This window comes from Mycolicibacterium neoaurum, assembly GCF_036946495.1.
Classification (GTDB): Bacteria; Actinomycetota; Actinomycetes; order Mycobacteriales; family Mycobacteriaceae; genus Mycobacterium; species Mycobacterium neoaurum_B.
Genome location: NZ_JAQIIX010000002.1, coordinates 217374 through 229844, shown reverse-complemented (window position 1 = coordinate 229844; position 12471 = coordinate 217374). Strand labels below are relative to the sequence as shown.

At 67.2% G+C, this 12471-nt stretch carries 7 protein-coding genes; 6 read left to right on the top strand and 1 reads right to left on the bottom strand.

From position 1 onward, the window contains the following. Positions 1-3: 3 nt before the first annotated feature. Positions 4-2013 (top strand): bifunctional copper resistance protein CopD/cytochrome c oxidase assembly protein, encoded by a 2010-nt coding sequence (locus PGN27_RS06515; protein WP_335325433.1) that lies wholly within the window; start codon positions 4-6, stop codon positions 2011-2013. 8 nt (positions 2014-2021) lie between these two features. Here the strand turns inward: PGN27_RS06515 and pknB are convergent, their stop codons facing one another. Beyond that, a complete protein-coding gene (gene pknB / locus PGN27_RS06510) occupies positions 2022-3863 on the bottom strand; it encodes a Stk1 family PASTA domain-containing Ser/Thr kinase (protein ID WP_335325432.1) in 1842 nt (613 codons plus the stop codon). Between the two features lie 231 nt (positions 3864-4094). On the opposite strand from pknB, the gene PGN27_RS06505 reads away from it, so the two are divergent. The 5 genes from PGN27_RS06505 (at position 4095) to PGN27_RS06485 (ending at position 12457) form a co-directional block, all read left to right on the top strand. Beyond that, complete coding sequence (locus PGN27_RS06505; RefSeq protein ID WP_335325431.1) at positions 4095-4553, top strand: single-stranded DNA-binding protein; 459 nt, start codon at positions 4095-4097, stop codon at positions 4551-4553. 77 nt (positions 4554-4630) lie between these two features. Next, the gene (gene ettA, locus PGN27_RS06500) at positions 4631-6304 is read left to right on the top strand and encodes an energy-dependent translational throttle protein EttA (protein ID WP_335325430.1); all 1674 of its coding nucleotides are present in this window, start codon (positions 4631-4633) and stop codon (positions 6302-6304) included. A gap of 228 nt (positions 6305-6532) precedes the next feature. Beyond that, a complete protein-coding gene (locus PGN27_RS06495; protein WP_335325429.1) occupies positions 6533-11392 on the top strand; it encodes an NAD-glutamate dehydrogenase in 4860 nt (1619 codons plus the stop codon). After that, positions 11385-11798: an acyl-CoA thioesterase gene (locus PGN27_RS06490; RefSeq protein ID WP_335325428.1), complete on the top strand. Its 414-nt coding sequence runs from the start codon at positions 11385-11387 to the stop codon at positions 11796-11798. The genes PGN27_RS06495 and PGN27_RS06490 overlap by 8 nt, the downstream gene beginning before the upstream one ends. Beyond that, on the top strand, positions 11795-12457 hold the full coding sequence (locus tag PGN27_RS06485) for a DUF8185 domain-containing protein (protein ID WP_335325427.1): 663 nt from the start codon (positions 11795-11797) through the stop codon (positions 12455-12457). The genes PGN27_RS06490 and PGN27_RS06485 overlap by 4 nt, the downstream gene beginning before the upstream one ends. Positions 12458-12471: the final 14 nt, after the last annotated feature.

Genomic DNA, 12471 nt, shown 5'->3' with positions numbered 1-12471 from the left:
GGTATGACTACCGTTGCGGCCCCGGTCCGCGTGCGTGCCGTCTGGCCGACGCTGTGGGGCGTCGCATTGCTGGCCGGCGCGGTCGCCGCCGGTATCGGTGGCCTGTCGCTGGTCGACGCGCTGGCCGCCACCGGGCTGCCCGACCCCGGCCCGGCCACCACCTACGGGCTGCCCTTCGTCCGGGCCGCCGGTGAGATCGCGGCCGCCGTCGCCGTCGGCTCCTTCCTGATGGCAGCGTTCCTGGTCCCGCCGCAACGCAGCGGTGTGTTGGACGTGGCCGGGTACCGGGCGCTGCGAACCGGGACCGTCGCCGCCGGCGTGTGGACGGTGTGCGCGGTGCTGTTGGTGCCGCTGACGGTCTCCGATATCACCGGGGCCCCGCTGGCCGACCGACTCAACCCGGTCGATATCTGGACCGTGGCCAGCATGGTCGAGACCGCGGGCACGTGGCGGTGGACGGCGCTGCTCGCGGCCGTCGTCACGCTCGCCGGCATCCCGGTGCTGCGCTGGTCCTGGACACCGGTGCTGCTGGCCGGATCACTGATCACCTTGCTGCCACTGGCATTGACCGGACATTCCTCCTCGGGCGGCAGTCACGACGTCGCCACCAACAGCCTGCTCATCCACCTGGTCGCCGGAGTGCTGTGGGCCGGCGGGTTGCTGGCGCTGTGGGCACTGGCGTTCCGCGGTGGCGAGCACACCGACCTGGCGGCGCGGCGTTTCTCGCGGATCGCGGTGTGGTGTTTCTTGGCCATGGCGCTCTCCGGTGTCGGCAACGCGTTGGTCCGGATTCAACCGGCCGACCTGTTCACCCAGACCTACGGATGGCTGCTGGTCGGCAAGATGACCGCGCTGCTGGCCCTCGGTGTCCTCGGCTGGTTGCAGCGCAGGCGCGCCGTCACCGCGCTGGAGGCGGACCCCACCGCACGCGGTCCGCTGATCCGGTTGGCCTTCGTCGAATCGCTCATCTTCGGGATCACCTTCGGGCTCGCGGTCGCGCTCGGCCGTACCCCGCCCCCGCCGCCGGTGCGGTTGCCGTCGATCACCGAGGTCGCCATCGGCTACGACCTCGCCGGACCGCCGACGTTGGCCCGAATCCTGTTCGAATGGCGTTTCGACCTCATCTTCGGCACCGCGGCGATCATCGCGGCCACCGTCTACGTGCTCGCGGTGGTGCGGCTGCGCCGACGCGGTGACGGCTGGCCCGCCGGGCGGATCCTTGCCTGGCTACTGGGATGTGCGGCGCTGCTGTTCACGACGTCCTCGGGCCTGGGCCGCTATATGCCCGCGATGTTCAGCATGCACATGACGGCCCACATGCTGTTGTCGATGTTGGTGCCGGTGCTGCTGGTGCTCGGCGCACCGGTGACGCTGGCGCTGCGCGCGCTGCCCACCGCGGGCAAGGGTCGGCCGCCCGGTCCGCGCGAGTGGCTGCTGGCCGCATTGCACAGCAAGGTGTCCCAGTTCTTCACCAATCCGATCGTGTCGACCGCGATCTTCGTGGCGGGGTTCTACGGCCTGTACTTCGGTGGCATCTTCGATGCCGCGGCCGACAGCCACGGTGCGCACCTGGCGATGAATGTGCACTTCCTGCTCAGCGGTTACCTGTTCTACTGGGTGGTCATCGGCGTGGACCCCACCCCACGGCCGATTCCGCCGCTCGGCAAGCTCGCCATGGTGTTCGGCTCACTGCCGCTGCACGCATTCTTCGGCGTGGTCATGATGGGGATGAACACCGTGCTCGCCGGTGACTTCTACCGCTCGCTGCAGTTGCCGTGGAATTCCGATCTGCTCGCCGACCAGAAGCTCGGCGGAGGTATCGCCTGGGCGGCCGGTGAGGTGCCGTTGGTGCTGGTGATGCTCGCGCTGTTGATCCAGTGGCGACGCAGCGACAACCGTGCGGCCAAACGGCTCGACCGCGCCGCCGACCGCGATGAGGACGCCGAGCTGGCGGCCTACAACAACATGCTGGCCAAGCTCGCCGATATCGACAACCGCAACAAGACCTCCTAGCGGCGTCCTCAGCTGCCGTAGCTCACCGTGATGGTCCCGTCACGGTTCACCCCAGCGCGCGGCGCGGGGTCCTGGCGCACCACTCGGGCGCGCCGGTCACCGCCGGCGTCCACATCGGGGCCCTTGAGCAGTCGACCGGTGAAGCCGAGGGCCTGTAGCTGCTGCAGGGCGTCCGCGTAGAACAGCCCGGTGAGGTCCGGCATGGGGAACTGGTTCCCGCGAGAGACCTTCAACGTGATCGGGGCGTCGGTGGCCACCGACGCACCCGGCGCCGGATCGGTGCCCGCCACCTCACCTGCGGGTAGCACCCCGTCGGTATCGGCCTGCAGGATGGTGGTGAAACCCGCGGTGTCGAGGTTCTTGGTCGCCTGCTCGACGGTCTGGCCGGTGACATCGGGAAGCTGTCGCGAGGACGGGCCCGACCCGACCATGATGACGATCTCGTTGCTGGTGGCCGAATCCTGACCGGCGGCGGGCTCGGTGCCGATGGCCCGGTCGAGCTGTTGGGCCGACGAGGCCTGCGGTTGGCGGCGGACGTTGTCGAACCCGGCCTCACGCAGTGCCCGCACGGCGTCCTCGTAGGACATCGAGGCGACATCGGGCACCCGCCGCTGTTCGGGCCCGGTCGATACGTTGACGGTGATATCGCCGCCCTCGGAGACCGACGAACCCGCGGACGGATCGGTGCCGATCACCTGACCGGCCTGCACCGTGCCGTCGGGCATGGTGTCGACCGTGGGATTGAGTCCGCTGTCCTGCAACTGGCTCACCGCTGCCGCACGGTCCAGCCCCGTGACATCGGGCACCTGGACCCGGTTCAGTGCGCCGACGACGTAGACGCCGCCGGCCACCAGCGCCAGCACCGCCGCGAGCGCACCGGCGATGGCCCAGCGCCGGGTCCTGCCGCCGGCCGGTTGCGCGGGCATCTGCAGGGTGAGTGGCCCGGCGGGCTCACCGGCATCGGGCGGATCGAGTTCGTCGGCCTGCGGTGCCGTGGCCACCGGGCTGCCGCCGGCACTGACCCGGCGTAGGTCTGCCTGCAGCTCGGCGGCGCTCTGATAGCGCTTGCCCGGCTTCTTGGCCAATGCCGTCAGCACCACCGCATCGAGTTCGGGGGAGATGCCGGGGTGACGCTTGGACGGCGCGACCGGGCGTTCCCGCACATGCTGGTAGGCCACGGACAGCGGGGTGTCGCCGGTGAACGGCGCCTGCCCGGTGAGCATCTCGTAGAGCACACAGCCGAGCGAGTACACGTCGGTGCGCGCGTCGACCTGCTGACCGCGGGCCTGTTCGGGGGAGAAGTACGCCGCCGTGCCGACGACCGCCGAGGTGGCCGTCAGCCGGTCACCGGTGGTGGCGTTCATGGAGCGGGCGATCCCGAAGTCCATGACCTTCACCGCACCGCTCGGGGTGACCATGATGTTGGCCGGCTTGATATCGCGGTGCACGATGCCGCGGCTGTGGCTGAACTCCAACGCCGTGCAGACCCCGTCGATGATGGCCATCGCCTGCGCCGGGGGCAATGTCCCATGCTGCTGGATCAGCTGGCTGACGGTCATACCGTCGACGTACTCCATGACCAGGAACGGCAACCTGCCGGTCGAGGTCTGTGCCTCGCCGGTGTCGTACACCGCGACGATCGACGGATGGTTCAGCGCCGCGGTGTGCCGAGCCTCACGCCGGAACCGTTGGGAGAAGTTCGGGTCGCGGGCCAGATCCGCGCGCAGGATCTTGATCGCCACGTCGCGGTGCAGCCGGATATCGCGCGCCCGGTGCACCTCCGACATGCCACCGAAGCCGAGCAGTTCGCCCAGCTCATAGCGGTCCGTCAGACGTTGCGGCATCGTCATTGCGCGCGTCCGATCACTGCGGTGCCCTCATCTGCCACACCGTCGATCATCGCGCAAAGCCTCGCGGTGGGTGGCTGGTGGGCGGTAACCGGGCAGTTATCCACAGTTGCGGATTCATCCACAACATTGCCCGCGGCGTGCGGGTGCCGCGCCACGGTGTCGGTTCGCGCCGGGTCAATGGGTGCACAGGCCGGTGCCACCGGGCGCCGCGCACGACCCGAAAGGCATGCCATGTTCGAGACCCCGTTTTCCGTCGTCGGCACCGTCGCCACCGACCCCGTCGCCCGGCGCGTCGGTGATCAGGACTTCGTCCGCTTCCGGGTGGTCAGCAACTCGCGGCGCAAGATGCCCGATGGCAGCTGGGAGAGCGGCAACTCGCTGTTCGTCACCGTCAACTGCTGGGGCAAGGTCGCCGATGGGATCACCAGTGTGCTCTACAAGGGTGATCCGGTCGTCGTGGTCGGATACATCCACACCGACGAGTACGAGGACAAGGACGGTAACCGCCGGACCTCGGTCGAGGTGCGGGCCAACTCGGTGGGGCCCGATCTCAGCAGATGCCGCGCCAAGCTGGAACGCACCCGTGCAGTCGGGAACCCGGCACCGCAGGATGAATCCGACGCCGAGGACGCGATCCCCGATATGGCCCGTGATGCGGTCGCCGAGCAAGGGCTGTCCCTGTCGGCGTAACCGGGTATTCGGCCGGTGCCTAGGATGGGATGCGAGTTTTACGCGATCTGCAGCCAGACGAAAGGCATGACGACGGCATGGCCGAATTCATCTACACGATGCGCAAGGTGCGCAAGGCGCACGGCGACAAGGTCATCCTTGACGACGTCTTCCTGAACTTCCTGCCGGGGGCCAAGATCGGCGTGGTTGGCCCCAACGGCGCCGGTAAGTCCAGCGTCCTCAAGATCATGGCCGGCATTGATCAGCCCAACAATGGCGACGCCTTCCTCCAGCCCGGAGCGACCGTCGGCATCCTGATGCAGGAGCCCGAGCTCGACGAGACCAAGACGGTCCGGGAGAACGTCGAGGCAGGCGTCGCCATCAAGGCCAAGCTCAACCGGTACAACGAGGTCGCCGAGCTGATGGCCACCGACTACACCGATGAGCTCATGGAGGAGATGGGCCAGCTGCAGGAAGAACTCGATGCGGCCGACGCGTGGGATATCGATTCGCAGCTGGAGCAGGCCATGGACGCGCTGCGCTGCCCGCCGCCCGACGAGCCGGTCACCCACCTCTCCGGTGGTGAGAAGCGTCGCGTCGCGCTGTGCAAGCTGCTGCTGAGCAAGCCGGACCTGCTGCTGCTCGACGAGCCCACCAACCACCTCGACGCCGAGAGCGTGCTGTGGCTGGAGCAGCACCTCGCCGACTACAAGGGCGCCATCCTGGCCGTCACCCACGACCGCTACTTCCTGGACAACGTCGCCGAGTGGATCCTGGAGCTCGACCGCGGCCGGGCCTACCCGTATGAGGGCAACTACTCCACCTACCTGGAGAAGAAGGCCGAGCGCCTTGAGGTGCAGGGAAAGAAGGACCAGAAGCTGCAGAAGCGGCTCAAGGAGGAGCTGGCCTGGGTGCGCTCCGGCGCGAAGGCACGTCAGGCGAAGAACAAGGCTCGTCTGGACCGCTACGAGGAGATGGCCGCCGAGGCGGAGAAGACGCGCAAGCTCGACTTCGAGGAGATCCAGATCCCGGCACCGCCGCGACTGGGCAACACCGTCGTCGAGGTCAGCCACCTCGACAAGGGTTTCGACGGCCGCATTCTCATCAAGGACCTGTCCTTCACGCTGCCCCGCAACGGCATCGTCGGTGTCATCGGCCCCAACGGTGTCGGTAAGACCACGCTGTTCAAGACGATCGTCGGGCTCGAGGAGCCCGACAGCGGCACCGTGAAGGTCGGTGAGACCGTCAAGCTCAGCTATGTCGACCAGAGTCGGGCCGGCATCGACCCGAAGAAGAACGTCTGGGAGGTCGTCTCCGACGGGCTGGACTACATCGAGGTGGGCCAGAACGAGATCCCGTCGCGCGCCTATGTGTCGGCGTTCGGCTTCAAGGGACCCGATCAGCAGAAGCCTGCCGGCGTGCTCTCCGGTGGTGAGCGCAACCGGTTGAACCTCGCGCTGACGCTCAAGGAGGGCGGCAACCTGATCCTGCTCGACGAGCCGACCAACGACCTCGACGTCGAGACGCTGTCGTCGCTGGAGAACGCGCTGGAGCAGTTCCCGGGCTGCGCGGTGGTGATCTCCCACGACCGCTGGTTCCTGGACCGCACCTGTACGCACATCCTGGCGTGGGAGGGCGACAGCGACAACGAGGCGAAGTGGTTCTGGTTCGAGGGCAACTTCGGTGCCTACGAGGAGAACAAGATCGCCCGTTTGGGTGCCGACGCGGCCCGCCCGCACCGGGTCACGCACCGCAAGCTGACTCGCGACTGAAAACCTCGGTCTCAAGGACTGAAAACAACGAAATGGTTGCCGGATGATGACATCCGGCGACCATTTCGTCGTTGTGGAGGGGGTAAACCTGTGGGACTGCGACGAAAGCTCACGCGAGGGGGATAGGGTCGCTCGTGTGGTTGCCGTGCCAGGCAACGAGTACGACCGAGCAGTCCCCCAGAAGTCCCCGAGAAGTCCCCAAGAAGTCTCAGTGAGGAGCCTTCGCCCATGACGGTGAACCCCGGAACAACCGAACAGTGGCATCTGGATCGGGATGCCCTGGCGCGGCTGTCCGACGCCTACGCCGAGACCCATCACGGCCCCTTCGGTGACGCGCCGTCCGCGGATACCGCGGTCACCGCGCCGATCGCGCGGCCCACCACGACGCCGGTGTCCCCGGAACTGATCAGCGCTCATGCGGCGCTCGGTCACCGCCGCGCACCGGGGGAGACCCTCGTCGCGGTGTATCCGGCCGACGACCCGGCCGGTTTCGGTCCAGCCATCCAGATCGTCACCGATCACAGCGCCATGCTGATGGACTCGGTCACGGTCCTGCTGCACCGGCTGGGCGTGGCCTATGTCGGCGTGATGAATCCGGTGCTGCGGGTCAGCCGCAACAGCGACGGTGACCTGGTGGCGCTCGCACCCGCGGCAGATCCCGATGCGGCGGTCGACGGAACGCCCGAGATGTGGGTGCACGTCCGGTTGGCCGCCTCCGCCGATGCCGATGCCGTCGCGCGGGTGACCGAGCTGCTGCCCTCGGTGCTGGCCGATGCGCGGGAGGTGGCCGCCGATTCGGCGGCGTTGAACGCGACGCTGATCGGTCTGGCCAACGCGTTGGACTCCGATCACGCCGGGCATTTCCTCGGCCCGGATCGCCGCGATGTGGCCGCGCTGCTGCACTGGCTCGGTGACGGTCATTTCGTCCTGCTCGGCTATCAGCGGTGTGTGGTGCAGCACGGTGCGGCCACCGTCGATCCGGCCAGTCGGCTCGGTGTGCTCAAGCTGCGCACCGATGTGCTGCCCCAACTCACCGACGCCGACGACCTGCTGGTGCTCGCCCAGGCGACCATGCCCAGTTTCGTCCGGTACGGCGCCTATCCCTATATCGTGGTGGTCCGCGAGAACCCGGCGGGATCCTCGGCCGGCCAGGCCATCGAGCACCGATTCGTCGGCCTGTTCACCATCGCCGCCATGAACGCCAATGTGCTGGAGATCCCGTTGATCTCCCGGCGGGTCGACGAGGTGCTGGCGCAGTCACATTCGGATCCCAGCCATCCCGGCCAGTTGATGCTCGACGTCATCCAGACCATTCCGCGTTCCGAGCTCTTCGCACTGCACACCCCGGATCTGATGGAGATGGCGCGTGCCGTGGTCGACCTCGGGTCGCTGCGGCGCACCCTGCTTTTCCTGCGTGCCGACCAGCTCGGCCATTTCGTCTCGGCACTGGTGTACCTGCCGCGCGATCGCTACACCACTGCGGTGCGGTTGGCCATGCAGGACATCCTGGTGCGCGAACTCGGCGGCGCGAGCATCGATTACGCCGCCAGGGTCAGCGAATCACCGTGGGCGCTGGTGCACTTCACCGTCAAGATGCCCGACGGCGCGCAGCGCTCCGATATCGACACCTCGGCGGAGAACGAGGACCGGATCCAGCAGCTGCTGACCGAAGCGGCGCGCACCTGGGCGGACCGGTTGATCGGATCGGTCAAGTCCGGCTCCCTGGACCAGGGGCCGGCGGAGCATTACGCGAACGCCTTCCCCGAGGTGTACAAGCAGGCGTTCACACCACAGGAAGCCATCGATGACATCGCGATCATCGAGGAACTGCAGGATAATTCGGTCAAGCTGGTGTTCCGGGACGGCGGTCAGGACCGTGTCGATTGGCTGACCTGGTATCTGGGCGGCCGCTCGGCGTCACTGTCGGAGCTGTTGCCGATGCTGCAGTGCATGGGCGTGGTGGTGCTCGAGGAGCGCCCCTTCATGGTCACCCGCCCGGACGGGCTGCCGGTGTGGATCTACCAGTTCCGGGTGTCCCCGCATCAATCGATCCCGTCGACCCCCGACTCGCAGATCGAGGATGTGGCGCGCCGGTTCGCCGACACGGTCACCGCGATCTGGCACGGCCGCGCCGAGATCGACCATTTCAACGAGCTCGTGCTGCGGGCCGGGCTGACCTGGCAACAGGTGACCATCCTGCGCGGATACGCGAAATACCTGCGGCAGGCGGGTTTCCCGTACAGCCAGTCCTTCGTCGAAGGGGTGCTCAACGGGAATCCCAGCACCGCACGGTCCCTGGTGGAACTGTTCGAGGCGCTGTTCACCCCGGAAGCCGATCTCGCCGAATCCGGCCGGACGCTGGATGCGCAGGCCGCCGCGGCTGCCGTCGCGGCCGATATCGACGCGTTGGTCAGCTTGGACACCGATCGGGTGCTACGGGCCTTCGCCAGCCTGGTGCAGGCCACCCTGCGTACGAACTACTTCGTCGGCTCGCCGGACTCGGCGCGTGCTCAGGATGTGCTGTCGTTCAAGCTGAACCCCGGTCTGATCGACGAATTGCCGCTGCCCCGACCCAAATTCGAGATCTTCGTCTACTCGCCGCGCGTCGAAGGTGTGCACCTGCGGTTCGGCTTCGTCGCCCGCGGCGGGTTGCGCTGGTCGGACCGCCGCGAGGACTTCCGCACCGAGATCCTCGGTCTGGTCAAGGCACAGGCGGTCAAGAACGCCGTCATCGTTCCGGTCGGCGCCAAGGGTGGTTTCGTGGTCAAGTCGCCGCCGGTGCCCACCGGTGACGCGGCCGCCGACCGCGACGCCACCCGCGCCGAGGGCGTGGCCTGCTACCGGTTGTTCATCTCGGGACTGCTCGACCTGACCGACAATGTCGACAAGTCCACCGGTGAGGTGGTCACCCCGGCCGGCGTGGTGCGCCGCGACGGTGACGACGCCTATCTGGTGGTCGCCGCGGACAAGGGCACCGCGACCTTCTCCGATATCGCCAACGATGTGGCCAAGTCCTACGGTTTCTGGCTCGGCGATGCCTTCGCCTCCGGTGGTTCGGTCGGTTACGACCACAAGGCGATGGGAATCACCGCCAGGGGCGCCTGGGAATCGGTGAAGCGGCACTTCCGCGAGATCGGGGTGGACACCCAGTCCCAGGACTTCACCGTCGTCGGCGTCGGCGATATGAGCGGTGATGTCTTCGGCAACGGCATGTTGCTGTCCAAGCACATCCGGCTCGTCGCGGCCTTCGATCACCGCGACATCTTTCTGGACCCCGATCCCGACCCGGCCGCATCGTGGGCCGAACGCGAGCGGATGTTCGCGCTGCCGCGGTCCAGTTGGGCCGATTACGACACCAGCCTCATCAGCGAGGGCGGCGGGGTGTTCAGCCGCGCGCAGAAGTCGATCCCGATCAGCCCCCAGGTGCGAGAGGTGCTCGGCCTACCCGACGGTGTGGAGGAGATGACTCCACCTGCCCTGATGAAGGCGATCCTGCTCGCCCCGGTGGACCTGTTCTGGAACGGCGGCATCGGCACCTACGTCAAGGCCGAGTCCGAATCCGATGCCGATGTGGGCGACCGCGCCAATGACGCCGTGCGCGTCAACGGAAACCAGTTGCGCGTCAAGGTCGTCGGGGAGGGCGGCAACCTCGGTGTGACGCAGCGCGGTCGTATCGAGTTCGATCTGGCCGGCGGCCGGATCAACACCGACGCGCTGGACAACTCCGCCGGGGTGGATTGCTCCGATCACGAGGTCAACATCAAGATCCTGGTCGACTCGCTGGTCACCACCGGCAAGGTCGGTGCCGATGAGCGCACCGAGCTGCTGATGTCGATGACCGACGAGGTCGGCCGACTCGTGTTGGCCGACAACATCGACCAGAACGACCTGATGGGGACCAGCCGGGCGAATGCGGCCAGCCTGTTGGCCGTGCACGCTCGCCAGATCCGCGAGTTCGTCACCGAGCGTGGGCTCAACCGCGAACTCGAGGCGCTGCCCTCGGAGAAGGAGATCCTGCGCCGCCGCGAGATCGGGATCGGGCTGACCTCACCCGAGCTGGCGACCCTGATGGCGCACGTCAAACTGACGCTCAAGGACGAGGTGCTGCGCACCGATCTGCCCGACCAGGAGGTGTTCGCGGCGCGGATACCGCAGTACTTCCCGGTCGAGCTGCGGGACCGCTTCGTCGGGGAGATCCGCTCGCATCAGCTGCGCCGAGAGATCGTGACCACCATGCTGGTCAACGATCTGGTGGACACCAGCGGCATCACCTACGCCTACCGGATGACAGAGGACACCGGCGTCGGCCCGGTCGACGCGGTGCGCGCCTACGCGGCCACCGATGCGATCTTCAAGGTCGGCGAGGTGTGGCGGGATATCAAGGAGGCCGGGATCGGCGGACTGCCCACCGCGGTCACCGACCGGATGACCCTGGATCTGCGCAGGCTCATCGACCGGGCGGGACGCTGGCTGGTCAACTACCGCCCGCAACCGCTGGCCGTCGGTGCGGAGATCAACCGGTTCGCCGAGCAGGTGGCCACGCTGACCCCGCTGATGCCGCAGTGGTTGCGCGGTGACGACAAGGCCATCGTGGCAAAGGAATCCGGTGAGTTCGAGGCGCAAGGGGTGTCCAAGGAGCTCGCCTACACGGTGGCCAACGGCCTGTACCGGTACAGCTTGCTCGACGTCATCGATATCGCCGATATCGCCGATCGTGACGCCGTGGAGGTGGCCGACACCTACTTCGCGTTGATGGATCACCTGGGTATCGACGGTCTGTTGACCGCGATCTCGGGCCTGGAACGCGATGATCGCTGGCATTCGTTGGCGCGGCTGGCTATTCGCGATGATATCTACGGCTCGCTGCGGGCATTGTGCTTCGATGTGCTCGCCGTCGGTGAACCGGACGAGACCGGTGAGCAGAAGATCGAAGAATGGGAGTTCACCAACAGCTCCCGGGTGGACCGTGCGCAGCGCACGCTCGACGAGATCCAGTCCGAGGGACAGCGCGACCTCGCCACGCTGTCGGTGGCCGCCCGCCAAATTCGCAGCATGACAAGAACTTCGGGAACGGGGACAAGTGGCTGAACGTTTCGTCACGCCGGTGGCCGTGCGATGGTCGGACATCGACATGTACCAGCATGTCAATCACGCCACCATGGTCACTCTGCTGGAAGAGGCACGGGTGCCCTTCCTGCACGAGCCTTTCGTCAACGACATCGACACCATCGGCCTGCTGATCGCCGAGGTCAACGTCAAGTACAAGGGTCAGGTGCGGCTGATGGATTCGCCGCTGCAGGTGACCATCTGGGTGAACCGACTGCGGACGGTCGACTTCACCCTGGGTTATGAGGTGCGCTCCGTGGGCGCCGATCCGGACTCCAAACCGGCCGTCATCGCCGAGACCCAGCTGGTGGCGTTCAACATCTCCGAACAGAAACTGGTGCGGTTGCTACCTCATCACCGCGAGTACCTGGAGCGGTACAGCAGGTGAGCTCACCCGAGCGCGGCCTCTGGCTCGACAACGGCTCTCACCGCGACGATCTCGCGACATTCGTAGACCGCGCCCTGCGCCTCGACGACGCGGCGGTGATCCGGTTCCGGGAACGCACCGGCACCGGCAAGGTGGTGGCGTGGGTGTCGACCGGCTTCGACGTGCTGGCCTGCCGGGTGGTCGACGGCCGCGTGCGCCCGAACGATCTGTCCGCCGGCGCCGACACGCTGTCCCGGATGTTGCCCGGCATGGACGCCACAGGTTTCGTCGAACCGGGCTTCGCGATGGATTCGGCGTGGCGCGGTGTGCTGCCGCCGGACACCGGCTTCGCCCACTACGACGATGTGCCCGCGTGGGCGATCCTCGACCTCGCCGAACGGGGGACCGCGCTGGCCAAGGAGCACAGCAGTGCGCACGGTCCGCCGGCGTCGTTGCTGGACCAGGAAGTGCTCGCGGTCAGCGAGGGCGAGTCCAGTGTCGGCATCCCGATGCGCTGTGTTTTCGCGTTGACCGCCATGGGATTCCTGCCGCCCAATGCCGATGTGCTGGCCTCCGATGAGATCGTTCGGGTGCGGGCCCACCCGGCCTGGCTGCGCATCGATGCCCGGTTCGGCAGCGTCTACCGGCGGCTCGGCGATCCGGCGCTGGTGCTGCGTTGATTTCGGCGCGCTGA

Coding starts and splice junctions, on each gene's coding strand:
- PGN27_RS06515 (WP_335325433.1), top strand. CDS start 4: ATGACTACCGTTGCGGCCCCGGTCCGCGTGCGTGCCGTCTGGCCGACG.
- pknB (WP_335325432.1), bottom strand. CDS start 3,863: ATGACGATGCCGCAACGTCTGACGGACCGCTATGAGCTGGGCGAACTG.
- PGN27_RS06505 (WP_335325431.1), top strand. CDS start 4,095: ATGTTCGAGACCCCGTTTTCCGTCGTCGGCACCGTCGCCACCGACCCC.
- ettA (WP_335325430.1), top strand. CDS start 4,631: ATGGCCGAATTCATCTACACGATGCGCAAGGTGCGCAAGGCGCACGGC.
- PGN27_RS06495 (WP_335325429.1), top strand. CDS start 6,533: ATGACGGTGAACCCCGGAACAACCGAACAGTGGCATCTGGATCGGGAT.